Source organism: Halomonas qaidamensis, from assembly GCF_025917315.1.
Classification (GTDB): Bacteria; Pseudomonadota; Gammaproteobacteria; order Pseudomonadales; family Halomonadaceae; genus Vreelandella; species Vreelandella qaidamensis.
The window spans coordinates 3,479,012-3,494,926 of sequence record NZ_CP080627.1 but is presented as its reverse complement, the minus strand read 5'-3'; the positions used below and the strand labels follow the sequence as shown (position 1 = coordinate 3,494,926).

At 51.6% G+C, this 15,915-nt stretch carries 17 protein-coding genes; 14 read left to right on the top strand and 3 right to left on the bottom strand.

The features are described from left to right. Positions 1 to 17: 17 nt before the first annotated feature. Positions 18 to 785, bottom strand: a complete 768-nt coding sequence (locus tag K1Y77_RS15740) for an SDR family NAD(P)-dependent oxidoreductase (RefSeq protein WP_030071235.1) — start codon at positions 783 to 785, stop codon at positions 18 to 20. Positions 786 to 1,094: 309 nt separating this feature from the next. On the opposite strand from K1Y77_RS15740, the gene K1Y77_RS15735 reads away from it, so the two are divergent. From K1Y77_RS15735 to K1Y77_RS15675, 13 genes are all read left to right on the top strand, one after another. Continuing rightward, complete coding sequence (locus K1Y77_RS15735; protein ID WP_030071233.1) at positions 1,095 to 2,075, top strand: TRAP transporter substrate-binding protein; 981 nt, start codon at positions 1,095 to 1,097, stop codon at positions 2,073 to 2,075. A 108-nt stretch (positions 2,076 to 2,183) separates the two neighbouring features. Next, the gene (locus K1Y77_RS15730) at positions 2,184 to 2,714 is read left to right on the top strand and encodes a TRAP transporter small permease (protein WP_404813857.1); all 531 of its coding nucleotides are present in this window, start codon (positions 2,184 to 2,186) and stop codon (positions 2,712 to 2,714) included. Further along, complete coding sequence (locus K1Y77_RS15725; protein WP_030071229.1) at positions 2,711 to 4,006, top strand: TRAP transporter large permease; 1,296 nt, start codon at positions 2,711 to 2,713, stop codon at positions 4,004 to 4,006. The genes K1Y77_RS15730 and K1Y77_RS15725 overlap by 4 nt, the downstream gene beginning before the upstream one ends. Before the next feature lie 301 nt (positions 4,007 to 4,307). After that, positions 4,308 to 4,625 (top strand): hypothetical protein, encoded by a 318-nt coding sequence (locus K1Y77_RS15720; protein ID WP_264429452.1) that lies wholly within the window; start codon positions 4,308 to 4,310, stop codon positions 4,623 to 4,625. 169 nt (positions 4,626 to 4,794) lie between these two features. Continuing rightward, positions 4,795 to 5,901 (top strand): heparan-alpha-glucosaminide N-acetyltransferase domain-containing protein, encoded by a 1,107-nt coding sequence (locus tag K1Y77_RS15715; protein WP_030071227.1) that lies wholly within the window; start codon positions 4,795 to 4,797, stop codon positions 5,899 to 5,901. 61 nt (positions 5,902 to 5,962) lie between these two features. Beyond that, on the top strand, positions 5,963 to 7,027 hold the full coding sequence (locus K1Y77_RS15710) for a serine hydrolase (protein ID WP_406567288.1): 1,065 nt from the start codon (positions 5,963 to 5,965) through the stop codon (positions 7,025 to 7,027). A gap of 82 nt (positions 7,028 to 7,109) precedes the next feature. Continuing rightward, entirely contained in the window at positions 7,110 to 7,388 is a 279-nt protein-coding gene (locus tag K1Y77_RS15705; protein ID WP_030071222.1) for a peptidylprolyl isomerase, read from the top strand. Positions 7,389 to 7,446: 58 nt separating this feature from the next. Further along, positions 7,447 to 8,382: an ABC transporter ATP-binding protein gene (locus K1Y77_RS15700; RefSeq protein ID WP_030071220.1), complete on the top strand. Its 936-nt coding sequence runs from the start codon at positions 7,447 to 7,449 to the stop codon at positions 8,380 to 8,382. Further along, complete coding sequence (locus K1Y77_RS15695; RefSeq protein WP_030071218.1) at positions 8,379 to 9,140, top strand: ABC transporter permease; 762 nt, start codon at positions 8,379 to 8,381, stop codon at positions 9,138 to 9,140. Before K1Y77_RS15700 ends, K1Y77_RS15695 begins: the two co-directional genes overlap by 4 nt. A gap of 194 nt (positions 9,141 to 9,334) precedes the next feature. Next, a complete protein-coding gene (yejK, locus tag K1Y77_RS15690; protein ID WP_030071216.1) occupies positions 9,335 to 10,348 on the top strand; it encodes a nucleoid-associated protein YejK in 1,014 nt (337 codons plus the stop codon). 91 nt (positions 10,349 to 10,439) lie between these two features. Then, the gene (locus K1Y77_RS15685; protein ID WP_264429446.1) at positions 10,440 to 10,892 is read left to right on the top strand and encodes a tellurite resistance TerB family protein; all 453 of its coding nucleotides are present in this window, start codon (positions 10,440 to 10,442) and stop codon (positions 10,890 to 10,892) included. A 53-nt stretch (positions 10,893 to 10,945) separates the two neighbouring features. Then, positions 10,946 to 11,539: an exopolysaccharide biosynthesis protein gene (locus K1Y77_RS15680; protein WP_030071211.1), complete on the top strand. Its 594-nt coding sequence runs from the start codon at positions 10,946 to 10,948 to the stop codon at positions 11,537 to 11,539. A 65-nt stretch (positions 11,540 to 11,604) separates the two neighbouring features. Then, positions 11,605 to 12,228, top strand: coding sequence for a YqhA family protein (locus K1Y77_RS15675; RefSeq protein ID WP_264429444.1), 624 nt, complete (start codon positions 11,605 to 11,607; stop codon positions 12,226 to 12,228). Positions 12,229 to 12,243: 15 nt separating this feature from the next. Here the strand turns inward: K1Y77_RS15675 and K1Y77_RS15670 are convergent, their stop codons facing one another. After that, positions 12,244 to 13,245, bottom strand: coding sequence for a serine hydrolase domain-containing protein (locus K1Y77_RS15670; protein ID WP_264429442.1), 1,002 nt, complete (start codon positions 13,243 to 13,245; stop codon positions 12,244 to 12,246). A gap of 564 nt (positions 13,246 to 13,809) precedes the next feature. Continuing rightward, positions 13,810 to 14,139, bottom strand: coding sequence for a hypothetical protein (locus K1Y77_RS15665; RefSeq protein WP_264429440.1), 330 nt, complete (start codon positions 14,137 to 14,139; stop codon positions 13,810 to 13,812). A 384-nt stretch (positions 14,140 to 14,523) separates the two neighbouring features. On the opposite strand from K1Y77_RS15665, the gene fliD reads away from it, so the two are divergent. After that, the gene (gene fliD, locus K1Y77_RS15660; RefSeq protein WP_264429435.1) at positions 14,524 to 15,861 is read left to right on the top strand and encodes a flagellar filament capping protein FliD; all 1,338 of its coding nucleotides are present in this window, start codon (positions 14,524 to 14,526) and stop codon (positions 15,859 to 15,861) included. Positions 15,862 to 15,915: the final 54 nt, after the last annotated feature.

The window sequence follows — 15,915 nt, the reverse complement described above, 5'->3', positions numbered from 1 at the left end:
GTTCATCGAATCGGCGTTTAATCTCGCAGTATCGTGGGAGCCGACCACTGCTGACAAAGCGGCATCACTTCTAAGCGCGTGATATTGATATGCGGTGGAAGTGAGGCTATATGGAGGGCTTGGTCGGCGATATCTTCAGGCTGGAGTGGTGCCGTGCCTTCGTAGTAGCTATCTGCTACTTGCTGATCACCCTTCATACGAACCAGCGTAAACTCACTCGCTGTCATCCCAGGAGCGAGGTCGGTCACCCTAACGCCCTGTGGACCAACATCGCAGCGAAGGTTGTAACTAAACTGTTCTACAAAAGCTTTGGTGGCACCATACACATGTCCGCCTGGGTAAGGCGTATGAGCGGCGATAGAACCCAGATTTATTACCGTTGAGCCAGGGCCAGCGGCAATGAGTTTTGGCAATAGGTGGCGCGTAACAGTCACTAATCCTTTCACATTGGTATCAATCATTCGATGCCAGTCATCAAGCTCAGCGTTTTGTGCTGGTCCCTTACCCAGCGCTAGCCCTGCATTATTGATCAGTGCATGCACGTGCTTAAAACGTTCTGGCAACGCTGCAACCACGTTAGCTACGTCTTGTGGGTTGCTGACGTCCAGTTGAGCGATATGCACAGGTACGCTGTTTTTCAGTGAGTTATAGAGCCCCTCTAAGCGTGTTTGACGTCGTCCTGTTAATACCAGTGCCCAGCCCGCTTGGGCAAAACGGTGGGCACAAGCAAGGCCGATTCCAGAAGTGGCGCCGGTAATAAACACGACGGGTGCGGCTTCGTGCATGATGAAAGCTCCTGGTGAAAATGGCGTTTTAAATCACTGCTAAAAAGCAGCAAGCAACCTCCATTGAGATAGCCTAAGAGTGCAGTAGATATTCATCTTTGGTCGTACGGTGATAATGGGGTGAGCAGTTTAGCGCGCTATAGCGGCGTTTCTAGCCATCGTATTTGACGAAGTCAGCCTTCATAAACGTCGATTTGAGCCGTCTGGCTGCTTGTTTCAAGATCAATCAAACAGCAAAAATGCTGTGTTAAGCATCACACTTAATATCGGTAACCACATCCAATAACGACAACCGTAGAGAGTCATCCCATGCGGACAACATTGCTTACCACGCTGGCCACCCTGGGTATGCTAACGGCGGCTCCCTTTGCCTTAGCAAACCCGATCGAAATTCAAGTTAATAACACTATGAGTGAAGGCGGCTCTGAAAGCGCAGCAGTCGAGCGTTTTGCCGAATACCTAGAAGAGCAAGCACCGGGCCGTTTTGACGTGCGTCCTTTTCTAGCAGGTTCCCTCGGTGGTGAAAACGCGGTGCTGGAATTGCTCAATTTAGGCCAAACCCAGCTTTCTATCACCGGAGGCAACTGGCGCCAGCAGTATGCGCCAGAGTATGACGCTATTACCGTTCCGTTTGTGTTCTCAACGTGGGACGAAGTAGATGCCTACATGGAAAGTCCTTCTGGCCAAGCTTTGATTGAGCAGGCTGAAAATCAGGGCGGTCTTAAATATTTCGGCACCCAACACCGTGGTCCACGCCATATGACCGCCAATAAGGCGATCAATAGCCCTGAAGATTTAGATGGCTTCCGTTTGCGTCTGCCATCGCTTCCCGTATGGCTTGAGGTGTGGGAGGAGATCGGCGCCCAAGTAGTTAACGTTCCCGCGCCGGAAATTTACTTGGCCATGCAAACAGGTCAAGTCGATGGCCATGAGAATTCATTGTCATCGCCCTATACCCGCCGCCTGTGGGAAGTGCAGGATCACATCATTATGACCAGCCACGTGCAGTTCCCTTGGAACTGGGTAGCCAGTTCACGTTGGTGGGATGGGCTAGAGGCGGAAGATCAAGCGTTGATCGAGGAAGCTATTCATGTCGCCAGGGAGCATGGTTCAGAGCGTGAGCGTGAGCTTGATGAGTACTACCTGACGGCGCTACAGGAAGAGGGCATGACGATTATCGAGCCCGATATTGACGCTTTCCGCGAAGCGGCGTTGCCAGCGATTGATCGTGTCATGGCCGATATGGCTGATGGTGTGCGTGAAGATGCGTTAGGTAATGAAAGCCAGTAATTGTTTGTGCTAAATGATCAACGGCGGCCTATCGGGCCGTCGTTGTAGTTTTAAAAGATACCTATTTAAGCCTTATTAAGCCTCAGGAGCGTTCCCGTGGACTCAGCTATGCCGCCCAGAAACGGGCCGGATAGAATCGCTTTTTATGTGTTGCGTTACACCACCCGTCTTTGCGATGGGGTGGGGGTGACGTTAATGGCCGCGATATTGCTGCTCATTGTTTCAGCAGTGGTAGCCCGAGACCTGCTTGGGTTGGGGATGCCATGGACAGAAGAAGTTGCGTCACTGCTGGCCATTTATGCCATTGGCTTTGGTTCTATTTCTGCGTGGATACGCAGTGAGCATTTAGTGGTTGACCTGTTCAGCCACAAGCTTTCTCGCTTCGGTAAAAATAGTCAGTACCGGCTTACTTCTCTTATTTCTTGCGGTTTTTTTGTACTAGCGGCATGGGGCGCATGGATTATGTCGGATATGAGTGCCAACAATAAAACCGTTTCGTTAAGTATTAGTTTCAGCTACCTCTACTACGGTATCTTTTTTAGCTTCGCGGGCATGGCGGTCATTGCACTTTGGAAAACGCTGCGCGGCCCCGTTTTCTGGCTTGAAGCGCCCCGTGAAGAAGAGGTGATGGCCCCATGACTGAATTACTGATTTTCGTTGGCGGCCTGTTGGTGCTAATGGCCATTGGGTTGCCTGTTGTGGTGGCCATCGGTGTCACCTCGTTTATAGCCTTGGTATTCACCGGTACGGGAGGGTTACCCGTTGAGCTACTGCCACTGCGTATGGTGCAAACACTCAACAACTTTACCTTGCTAGCCATCCCGCTGTTTATTTTGGCTGCCAATATTATGAATATTGGCTCAACGACCACACGGATTTTTGATTTCGCCACGGCATTAGTAGGCTTTACCAAGGGTGGGCTTGGTCACGCCAATGTGGTTGCCAGCTCTATTTTTGCCACTATGTCGGGTACTGCCGTGGCCGATGCGGCGGGTCTTGGCAGCATTGAAATTAAAGCCATGAAAGAGCGTGGCTATGAGCTGGGTTACTCGACTGGTGTTACCGCAGCGTCAAGCGTTATTGGGCCGATTCTGCCGCCAAGCATTGCGCTAGTAGTATATGGCTGGCTAGCCAATGTGAGTATCGGTGGGCTGTTTATGGCGGGGCTGTTGCCCGGCATTTTGATGGCACTCCTGCTAATGGGTATGACGGTAGTGCTCGGAGCAACAGGCAAAGTAGTGATGCCTAAGCCTACGCCGTTTGATGCCTGCGAAGTTATACGAACCGGCAAGCGCGCTATTTTACCTCTCATGATGCCTGCCATTATTGTCGGTGGTATTTGGGGGGGCTTCTTTACACCAACGGAAGCGGGTGCTATTGCCTCGCTCTATGCGATTATTTTAGGTGGCCTGATCTATCGCGACTTAAGTCTGCGCGACTTGTTTAATGCCTTCCAGCGTACCCTGATGTTCAGTGCCGTAATCCTGCTGATTATTGCTGTTTCCAGCTTTTATGGCTGGATTTTGGTACGTATGGGCATTCCTCAGGCGTTGGCGGGGCAGGTGGCCAGCATTGAGATGCCGACGATTGCGCTGTTGCTCTGCTTTGCGTTGTTCTTCCTGCTGATCGGCTGTTTTATGTCGGTGATTGAAAGCATTTTGATCTTCACCCCGATTGTTGTGCCTGCCGCATTAAGTGCGGGGTTAGACCCTGTTCATTTCGGTATTGTGATGGTCATTACGCTTTCAGTTGGGGTTATCACACCGCCCTTTGGCACAGTGTTGTTTCTGATGGTGGGAATCACGCGACTACGCTACGGGCAGGTGGTCAAGGCGGTATTGCCGTTCTTGTTACCTATTCTCGCTACAATTTTATTGTTGATCGCTATACCTGAACTTGCCACGTGGCTGCCCAGGGTGATGGGGTATTAAATACCCAAATCTCGATTGACATGCTACAGCAGGACTCATGTGTCATTGATAAACAATAAATTGCTAATTAAAGATCGTTTTGTCATTCGGTTGGCATGCGTAATTTTTATTTAAGATATTGTATTTATAGATTTTTTTATTTCTTTGGCATCTTCTGGTATGGCGGCTGCAATAGTCTGGGCAAGAGCGAAATGTTAGGAAGACATAACGTTCTTGCCACTAACCAACGTTTTCAAATCACCGAATTTTTTTGATTACTGAAAACTGACGTAAAAGTGAAGCCATATCAGGAGGCATGACCATGAAAAAGGAAGCTCTCAAGAAACTTGGCATTTTAGGCGTATCGTTTGGTTTAATCGCTAGCCCGCTGGCCTTTGCTGGCATGGAAGGCAACGATGATTATGAGCCCGCTCCTCAGGAAGAAACCACCCAGGATGAGCAGGGCGCTTACAACTCTTTCGACTCTGATCAAGAGCAAGGTGCCACCACTGAAGGCGCTACTAATGAAGGTGTAACGACCGAGTACGAAGAGGAAGAGCAAGAATTTACCTATGAAGAGGAAGAAGAAGAAGAGCAAGACACATGGGAAACTGAAGAGGAAGATGATTCCGGTTGGTAACTCATGACTGCTAAAGGATTAACTTCTATTCCGGTTCACGGATGAACCATGAAATGCCCCGCCAGTTGCGGGGCATTTTTGCGTTAAAAGATGTTAAGTAGGGGGCGGGCAATGAATAGGCTATGGTTAAAGTCCTATTATTAACATCAGCCACAAGGACGTTACCGACGTGTTGAACTGGATGGAGATGCCGCAGCTTCCTAAGGCGCAAGGCCGTATCGAGGCGATTGATCTCGCTCGCGGTATCGCCATTGGGCTGATGATTATTAGCCATGCTGTTAGTGGTTTAGTAGGTATTCGTAATGTGCCTGATTGGGGCATGGTACCTATCCATTTTTTGACTAAATTCTCGTCCTCGCTGTTTATTTTAGTGTTTGGTATTGCGCTGGCGGTGGCCTTCTTATCTCACACCCAACGTGACGATTGGCCCAAGCGGCGGTTAAAGCTGTGGGTAAGGGCCATTGAGGTTTGGTTTTGGTATAAAGCGCTGATTGTTATAGAAATGCTGCCCTTTAGCTCGCCTAGCGATATTGTTGATACGCTGCTCTATGGGCGATTTGCTATCTGGGTAGAGATTCTAGGCTTCTATGCCGTTGCCTTGCTTTGGGTGCCGTTAATATTGCCGCTGTGGGCAAAAACGCCACTGTGGGGGCGTTTAATAACCATCGTAGGATTAACGGCGCTTTCAGCGTGGTTACAAGGCTTTTCCTTTGGGGGCTATGACCTCTTAAAAGCGTTTCTGGTCGACCATGAAGAGCACTATGCCTGGGGGCAGCTTAGCCGCGCCCCACTCATACTGTCTGGCTTATTGATCGGTGAGGCGCTGCTACGCTGCTATTTCGATGCCGCCTTACGCCGCCGCTTAATTCTTTGGCTGGTAGGGGTGGGGGCGCTGATGGTAGCCGCTTTTTATGGCATAGCCATCGCTGAGGGCGATGTTCATGGTGCGATGCTGGCGGTGGCACGCAATGTGGGGAAACATCCGCCAGGAATAAACTTTATGCTGTTTAGCGTGGGCGGCGCGCTGGTGCTGCTGGGGTTAGCCCTGGCCGGTGGAAAAGCCGCTGCGAAAGTACTGCTGCCCCTTACCCTCGTTGGTAGTGATGCGCTCAAAGCGTTTATTTTTCATATCGTGATGATTTTTCTGGTGCTGCGTTTTTTATTGGAAGGCGACGGGGCCTACAGCTACCCACAGGCGCTTGGCGTTGGTGGCTTGTTAATTCTGGGTGCTGCGCTGTGGATTTGGCTGACTCGCTGGATGGCGGCTCATCGGTAAAGTAAGCGCGATTAACCTGACAGGAGTTCACGATTTGCGACACTGGATACAGCGCGGGCTGATGGTAGTAGCGCTGTTAATAGCGCTGCCTGTTCATGCAGATTGGTATTATGAAGTCGATAAACAGAGCCGCTGGCAGGGCGACTTAAATGCCCGCATGGCCGCCATCGAAGAGGTATTTGGCGGGCAGTTAGGCGTGTATGTGCAAAATTTGGCCAGTGGCGAAGCCTATTCCTGGAAAGCCGATGAGCCATGGTATTTGGCATCGCTGATAAAAATACCGGTGGCTGCCCAGGTGTTGGCCGAGCGCCAAGCGGGCAGGCTATCGCTTGATGAGCGGATTACCCTGGCGCGCAGCGACTATGTAGATGGCGCAGGCCCGGTTAACTGGCATGATCCAGGCACGCCTATTTCTATTGGTTATTTGTTGGAACAGATGATCACCGTTAGCGATAACACCGCCTCCGATATGCTGATTGACCGTGTTGGGCTTCCGGCAGTGAATGAACGGGCGAAGGCCATGGTGGCCGCGAGCGGTGGAAGGCCCAGCGCACTAGGGCCGATTAGCAAGCTTGTGGGAGTACGCCAAGGCGTTTATAGCCAGCTTCATCCCGCTGCTCAGGGCTTAGGTGGTTTAGACTTTATGGAATTGCGCAAGCACAGTATTAACCAGCGGCCGGTAGCGTTAGCCCAAACCCTTAACGTGCGCCAAGATGCCTTCAAGCAACCGGACTACGATCGCGCCTTTGATGCCTATGAAGCCACGGGTGAGAACGTAGGCACGCTGCGTGCCTTCGGGGATGTGCTGGCCTCGCTTCACCATAGCGGCATGACGGATTTGAATACCGAGCAGCGCCAAACGCTGCTGGCGGTAATGAGCCGCACGTCTTCTGGTGAGCGCCGCTTGAAACAAGGGATGGGCAGTGACATTCATTTTGCTCATAAAACCGGTACCCAGCACCGTCGCAGCTGCGATGCGGGTATTGCCTCACGTATTTCTTCAGCCCAGGGGCCGTGGGTAGTTGTCGCCTGTAGTCGAGGCCCGCTGCCGGTAAGCGCCCACGAACGCGCCCTGGCAAGTGTAGGCAACGCGCTGCGTGTTAGCGGCGCGCTCGCTGGCCCTTAATCAAGCTAACGCTAGCGCCTAACTCTGTACCAGCATGATAAACTGATACGCCGCTTTGGGGCTTTTAAATAAGGAGCTTGTTATGGCACGCGCCAGCGCCCGTCATATTTTGGTAAGCAGTGAAGAGCAGTGCAACGCACTGAAACAAGAGATCGAAAACGGTCGTGACTTCGCAGAAGTGGCTAAGCAGCACTCTAGCTGCCCATCTGGCCGTCAAGGCGGCGACCTGGGTAGCTTTGGCCCCGGCCAAATGGTACCGGAATTCGACAAGGTCGTTTTCAGCGGTGACCTGAACAAAGTACACGGCCCAGTACAAACCCAGTTTGGTTACCACCTGTTGGAAATCACCAGCCGCAGTTAATGGCGCCGAACATCCGTTAAGCACCGCGGCACAACTGTCGCGGTGTGAGGAGCACGCCTTGAACGATCCCATTATTACTATTGAAGGCTTGAACAAAACCTACGAAGGTGGCTTTCAAGCCCTTACCCGTGTGGATTTAACTATTCAACGCGGTGAGATTTTTGCCCTGCTTGGCCCCAACGGGGCGGGTAAAACCACCTTAATCAGCGTGGTGTGCGGGCTGGTAAACCCATCCCAAGGCCATGTGGTCGTCGATGGCTACGATAACGTTAGCCACTATCGCCAGGCCCGTGAGCTTATTGGCCTTGTGCCGCAAGAACTGACCAACGAAGCCTTTGAAACAGTATGGAACACCGTCAGTTTTAGCCGAGGTTTGTTTGGCAAGTCGCCGAACCCAGCGCATATTGAGAAAGTGCTTAAGTCGCTAGCCTTGTGGGATAAACGCAACAATCGTTTGATGACGCTTTCAGGCGGTATGAAGCGCCGCGTCTTGATTGCCAAAGCGCTCTCTCATGAGCCGCGCATTCTATTTCTGGATGAGCCAACTGCTGGGGTAGATGTCGAGCTACGCCGTGATATGTGGAACGTGGTACGCGGGCTGCGCGATAACGGTGTCACGATTATTCTCACCACCCATTACATTGAAGAAGCCGAAGAGATGGCTGACCGCATTGGCGTCATCAATCGCGGTGAGATTGTATTGGTAGAAGAGAAAGCAGCGCTGATGAACAAGCTTGGCAGCAAGCAACTGACGCTTCAGCTGCACACGCCGCTTACCGTACTTCCCGCCGCGCTTGAGCAAGACGAGCTGAGCCTAACCGCCGACGGCTATGAGCTGGTGTACACCTACGACGGTCGCCAGGAAGAGGAGGGGCGCGGTATTTCTGCGCTGCTCACACAGTTGGAAAAGGCCGGCATTGGCTTTAAAGACCTGCATACCCGACAAAGCTCGCTGGAAGATATCTTCGTTGACTTGGTAAAGGAGCGCTCATGAACCTCTATCCCGTTCGCGCCATTTATATGGCGGAAATGGCGCGCACCCGCCGCACCTTGCTGCAAAGCATTGTGTCGCCGGTAATTTCTACCTCGCTCTACTTTGTGGTGTTTGGCGCGGCGATTGGTTCACGCATCAGCGAGATTAACGGGGTCAGCTACGGTGCCTTTATTGTGCCCGGCCTGATTATGCTGATGCTGCTGACCCAGAGTGTCTCTAACGCCTCGTTTGGAATTTTCTTCCCGAAGTTTTCCGGCAGCATTTACGAAATCCTATCCGCGCCTATCTCTTATTTAGAAGTGGTGGTGGGCTATGTGGGCGCGGCTGCTTCGAAGTCGATCCTGCTGGGGCTGATTATCCTGCTGACCTCTAACTTTTTTGTGCCGTTAGAGATTGCCCATCCGATTTGGATGCTGACCTTCCTGGTGCTTACTGCCGTCACCTTCAGCCTGCTAGGCTTTATCATCGGTATCTGGGCGGATGGGTTCGACAAGCTGCAGCTGGTGCCACTGTTAATCATCACCCCGCTGACGTTTTTGGGCGGCAGCTTTTACTCCATCGATATGCTGCCGCCGTTCTGGCAAACCGTCACCCTGGCTAACCCTGTGGTCTACTTGGTCAGCGGGTTTCGTTGGAGCTTTTACGGCATTAGCGATGTCAGCTTAGCGGCCAGCGTGGCGATGATTCTGCTCTTCCTAGCCGCCAGCCTTGCCACTATTGCCTGGATTTTCCGCACCGGTTATCGCTTAAAGCCCTAAATGCGCTGATTGCCTGTTAAGCGGTTCTTTGCCAACACCGCGCTGATGATGAATTGTTTTAATCAACCGTTCTTGGTTAAACCGCGCTCTTAGCTAAATCGCGTTCTTGGCTAAATCGCTTTCCTAGCTAAACCGCGTTTTTAGATAATTCGTTCTTAGATAAATCGTTTTTAGAAAAAAGGTAACTCCTGCTTATGCCGCTACTGCAAAGTATTGTGCACCGCCTTGATCCATCGCTAGATGGCGAGCGCTTAACCGTCACGGCGGCACCGGCGTCAACGCCTGCGGCCAACGAAGACCCCGTGATGGCAAGCCTGGTGAATTCGTTAAACGATACCTACAACACCAAAGCCAAAGGGTGGGGGCGGTTTGCTGAGCAGGGCGAGCAGGCTGGGCCGCTGGTGGCTTGGCTGCGGGCGTACATGGCCGAAGAGCAGGATTTCACCCAGCTTTCGATTGCTATTGCCGAACGTCTTGCGCAAACGCTGCAAGAGCAGCTTTCGGTGAGCGGCTACTTGGTGTTTGCTCACTTACGCCAAGGCGATACCGAGACGCTGTTTCTAGGCCTAGTTCATCAGCGGGAAGGGATTGGCATTAACGCAGAGCACCAAGCAGTGCCCGCCGCGCAGCTGAATACCAGCCAGCTTACCTTGGCGGCACGGGTAAACCTGACCCAGTGGCAGAGCGATTCTGAAAGCGCGCAGTACGTATCGTTTTTAAAAGATCGCGGTGGCAAAAAGCTCGCCGATGGCTTGATAGCGCTGTTGGGAATGGAAGAGGGCATAGATGCCCCCGCCGAAACCCGTACGCTGCTGAAAGCCTTCAGTGATTACGTTGAAAAAGAGGACTACGACGACGAAGCCAGCCGAGAAAAAACCGACACCCTGGTGGATTACGCCAACGAGCAGCTGCGCCGTGGCGAGCCAATGACGCTAGAAGAGCTTTCAGGCTTGGTAGACGAAAAACAGCCCAAAGCGTTTTACGACCATATCCGCAATGCAGACTACGGCCTTTCACCGGAGATCCCGCCAGATAAGCGCACCATCAGTCAATTTCGCCGTTTTACCGGGCGCGCTGGGGGAGTGTCGATCAGTTTTGATTCCCACCTGCTTGGTTCCAGCATCGAGTACGATGAACACCAGGACCGCTTGATTATCAAGCAAGTGCCCAAGCAGCTAAAAGAGCAGTTAGCAAAGCGTAAAGAGTGAGGTGTAAGGCGCTGGTAGGCGCCTAGGCTCAAAGGGCACTAAGTGCCGCAACGCTAGTCGAACAAAGGGACTCAATAACAGGAGAGATGCCGTGCTGGATGCTATTAGCAGTTTCTTCCAACGCGCGCTGGCAGAACCTGAACAGCGCGATAACCAAACCCTGACGCTAGAACTCGCAACGGCGGCACTGCTGTGTGAAGTCATGCGTGCCGACTATGATCAAAGCGATGCTGAACGCGCCGCACTCAAGCAGATGCTCATTAACCGCTACCACTTAAGTGAAAGTGACGTTAACGAGTTAATGACGTTAGCGGAAGCCGAAGTGGATGATGCCGTCGATCATTACCAGTTTGTCAGCCTGATAAAAGAGCACTACGGTTATGAGCAGCGTTATGAGCTAGTCGCGTTAATGTGGCAGCTTGCCTGGGCCGATGGCAGCGTCGACCCGCTCGAAGAGCATCGTATCCGGCGGCTGGCAGACCTTTTACACGTCAGCCATAGCGACTTTATTCGCAGCAAGCTTGAAAGCACACCCCAGACTTAATAGTGCCCCACAGGACAGACGCTAAACCACAGGAAGGGAGCGCCGAGACGCCAATGAGTGATATGCAGGATGCATCGAACTTAACCGAATTAATTAATACCATGGAACGAATGGAGCGTGAAAAAGCCAAGGTAAGCGTAGACGACGTGGTTCACGCGGTAGGCAGGCGTTCATTTGGGCCACTGTTGCTGGTCGCCGGGCTAATTACGCTCGCTCCCATCATTGGTGATATTCCTGGTATGCCAACACTGATGGCGGTGCTGGTAGTGCTCACGTCTGTTCAGCTATTAATCGGCAGAGAAACTTTTTGGTTACCTAAATGGCTGACAAAACGCTCGATTTCACGGGAAAAATTCGATAAAGCCATTCGCTATATGAAAAAGCCCGCTAAATGGGTCGATAGCTTGTTAGGTGTACGTTTAGCGTGGATGACCGGCTATATCGGCATACGCGTGACCGCGGTGATGTGCTTACTCATTGCGTTAGCCATGCCGCCGATGGAGTTTATTCCGTTTAGCGCCAACGGCGCAGGCCTGGCACTTACCCTGTTTGGATTAGGCTTAGTGGCCCGCGATGGCATCATGCTCTCGCTGGGTTTTCTACTGACTGGGGTGACGTTTACGGTGGTGCTGATCAACGTGCTATAAGTGTGAATACTATCATCCTAATGTCGTCTAAACCGGCGACTTTTTTGCAGGAGTAAGCACGCACTATGTCTGATCCAGTACCGTCTGAATCGCCATCATCGCCACACTCATCCCAGGTGCATTCATCCCAGACACATTCAGCTTCGCCACCAGCACCTAAAGCGCCGCATGAACAGTCACCTTGGGAGCGGCGAATTGAAACAGCGCTTTGGAATTCGCGCTTTTTAGTAATGTTGGCGGTAGTGCCAAGCCTACTAGGCTCACTGATGCTATTTATCGTCGGCACGCTGGATATTTTAACCGTAGTAGGCGACGTACTGAGCTACTACCTCGTTGATAGCTCTATAGATATCCACGACACCCTGGTGCCAGACATCATCATCGCCGTTGATGTGTATTTAATCGCGATTGTGCTGCTAATCTTCGGGCTAGGTATCTATCGGCTGTTTGTTTCCCGTATCGACCAGGCGGAAGTGCGCTATCCCACACACCCCTTTAACGTCGGCTCGCTGGATCAGCTCAAGGATAAAATTGCCCGCGTGGTGATACTGGCGGTGATTATTGAGTTTTTCCGCGCCGTGGTAGATATCCGTTTTAGTACGCCGCTGGAAGCCATTTACCTCGCGCTTTCGGTGCTGGCGCTTGCCGCAGCGCTTTATCTTATGAGCCTAGGGCATAAGGGAGAGTAGAGGCACGGCGTCTCACTATTCACCTTCCAGCAGGCCCACCACTAACTGGTTGAGCTGCTGCTGAAATTGCCCGCCGGGCGAAGGCGGCGTTGGGTCGGAGGTGATCACAACGGTCATCTCCCGCTCAGGAATCACATAAAGCGCTTGCCCGCCGTATCCACGCCCGTACATAACCGGCTCCTGCGCCAAGCTGGTGACAAACCAGCCGTAGCCGTATCCATCGCCTGTCCAGGGCGATTGGCCTCTTGGCGTCCACGATGCCTCTACCCAGCCTTCTGGTAATACTCGCCTGCCATCCACCATGCCGTCATTGCGATAAAGCTCGCCGATTTCGACGAGCGCTCTTGGGGAAAGCTGCATATCGTTGCCGCCAAAGTAAATACCTTGCGGGTCTTGTGGCCAGGCAGGAATCGCGATGTCCAGCGGCTCGCCAAGCAAGCGCTGGGCAAGGGCGTAGGTACTTTCACCACTCGCCTGGGTAAGCGCGGCAGAGAGCAAATGGCTAGTGCCAGTGGAGTAGAGCATGCGCCCACCGGGTTCATCCACAAACGGGCGGGTGAGCGCATCGTTCACCCAGTGGTTACTGGCGACCCAGGCACCATAGTTACTGCCCGATGTCCGCTCTAGGCCTGCTTGTAAAGCAAGCAGATGCGCCACGGTAATATCATTCACCCGTGGGTCAACGCCGCTAGGCAGTTGGCTTAACAGCTCCGCCAACGGCTGCTCGGTAGATGCAATAATGCCGTCTTCAATGGCCGCACCGGTAATGGCTGCCAATACGGTTTTTGAAAGCGATTTGATGTTAGCGGGGGTGGAAGGCCCAGGCCCGCCTTGATGTCGCTCGTGAACAATATCGCCCTGATAAGCCACCACCACCGTATGCACACGGCGTAGCTCACCCGCTTTTTGGTCAAGCGCTTGTAGCGTGCTGGCTGATGGCTGGCTTGCAACGGCAAGTGCAGGCAGCAACGAAACCATCGTAAAAACAAACAGTAAAGGAAAAGCAGTAGCGCGCATTGCAGCCCCTTTGGCATCAAGCTTGGCCTTGAATTTGGCGGAGAAGAGAGGATAGAGAAAAGATAAGTAAACAGGCTTTTTACAAGGACCATGTCTAAGGTCTATTTCTAACGCCTGTATCTCTTGCAACTTTCTTACAAGAGTAACGTTTGAGGAAACAAGCGGCGGTAGGTTCAATAAATCTCAGTAAACGCCAGCTGTGGCTAAAGTACGCAAACATAACCAATCACTGCTAGGCTTGGGGTGTTATTTCAAAGGTAAGCATTCTGTTGCCTTCTTTGAAACCTAAAGCTTGAAAAGTGAAAGCCTCAAACGCAAAAAGCAAGGAGTGCCGTTATGCGTAACATTATTTATATTATTGGCCTGATCGTTGTCGTGCTGTTTATTCTTTCGTTGCTTGGACTGCGCTAATAAACGGCTGAATGTGAGGCCAGCACGCCAAACGCAAGGCGCCCGCACATCCTTACGGTGTGCGGGCGCCTTGGTTTTAACGATTTGGTTTTAACGATTTGGTTTTAACGATAAGAGGTGTTTATCGATAGAACGTTGGTAACGCGAGCGCGATCAAGCGCAGTCAGCGGCACCCTGGCCGAACATATCAAACATCATCTCGCGCCCCATGGGGGTTAGCACAAAGCGGCCATAGTCGTTAAGTTCAGCGGCGCCGCTCTCTTCAAGCACTCGCTGACAGGTTTTCCAGCTGGCGCAGTGGCTATTTAAATCAACTAATTCGCGCCGAGTAAGGCCACGCTGGGGCAGCGTTATGGTTTCGAGTACATGGCCGTTGTCATAAAGCAGCTCGGCAACGGTAGAAAGGCAGTGACGTAGGCTACGCTGCACATGATACGTGGCAGACGCGATGGTAGAGGCTGGGTGTGACACCTCGGGAGTCATAAGTCGTTCTCCTGCAAACGGCCCCAAAATGGGCTTGTTGCAGTGCATTATAAAGCAATGCGGATATTAGACCAAGGTCTATAATTCGTTAGTGCCAACGCAACCGCTGACCTTTTCCTGACATGTTCTTGTCATCCAGTTAATTCACGATGTAAGTCACTAGAGAACAGGCAGAAAAGCGTTAATCCCAATGGATGGGTTTATGCCTTTTTGAGTTTTATAAAGGCGTCATCTTTTACAATTAATTACTTTTTAGTACGTAAAAAAAGCCAAATAAGCTCAAGTCTGGGCTTTAATGGTCGATAGTATTAAATAATAAACCACATTCTTACGTATGAGCAGCGCCAGCATGTTGGGCGTTTTTTTAAAAAAGGGCAGTAACTTATGGCTTCCATTTCATCACTCGGAGTTGGTTCAGGGCTTGATCTCAATGGCTTGTTGGATCAGCTCGAATCAGCTGAGCGTAGTAAGCTCCAGCCTATACAGCAGCAAATCAAAACACAGGAAACAAGGATTTCTGGCTATGGCCAGTTCCAAAGCGCATTGTCGCAGTTTCAAGATGCTGCCAAGGCGCTTAGCGAGCCTGAGTTGTTTGATAGCTTGGCTACTGATGTGCAGGGTGATGCAGTTACTGCGGCCTCCACGTCTTCGGCTACGCCAGGGCGTTATGATATTGAAGTTACCCAGCTTGCCACTGCAGGTAACCTTGCGTCAGCGCGTGTGACTGATCCTCAGGCTGAGCTATCCGGAGTGGAGCAGACGCTTGAGTTGAGTTTTGCTGGGCGCGATGCCATTTCGATGACCATTGAAGCCGGCAGCAGTTTAGAAGCTGTACGAGATACGATTAATGCCAATGCTGACGCTGGCGTATCTGCCTCTATTATTTTTGACGGCACAGATTACCGACTGGCGCTTAGCTCAACAGAAACAGGCGAAGATGCCTCGATCACTGGTTTGACAATGGGAGGGGCGCTTGAAGGCGAAATTTTCAACGCTGGCCAGGATGCACAGTTTAATGTGAATGGTATTCCTATCAGCAGCGCTTCCAATCAAGTGGAAGAAGCAATAGAAGGTGTGACGCTTAGCCTGCAGGAAGGCGATGGCGCAACCAGTACCATCACTATCCAGCGCGATGAGGATACTATTCGTGAGTCTGTCACTGAATTTGTAGATGCCTTCAATGAGCTTAAATCCACTATTGGCTCATTAACGGCGTTTGATGCTGAAGGCGGCACATCAGGAGCGCTGAACGGTGAGTCCGCTGTCCGCTCAGTGGAAAACACGCTACGCAGTGTGTTGGCTTCTGGAAGTGAGGGCGGTGAGTTGGCTATGTTGTCAGACCTGGGTATTTCGCTAACCCGTACCGGTACCCTTAGTATTGACGAAGAGCAGCTTAACGAAGTGATTTCCAATGATCGCGGCGAACTAGCTGAATTTTTCGCGGGTGGGGAAGGTGTGACAGGGCTGGCGAGCAATGTGGATACCACGATAGAGCAAATGCTAGACACTAATGGGTTAATTACCACGGCAGTGACTAGTGCTGAGAATCGTATTGAAAGCCTAAATGATCGCTTTGCCCGCGTTGAATCATCGATTGATAGCACTATCTCGCGATATAGAACCCAGTTTGGGCAGTTGGACTCAATGATCTCGCAAATGAACCAGACGTCAGACTATTTGTCCCAGCAGTTCAATATGCTTAGCGCTCAAACTCAAAACTGATAAGCTAAAAGCGTAACGCGTATAATAAAGTTAAAGTTAGGGTGCTTTCTGCCG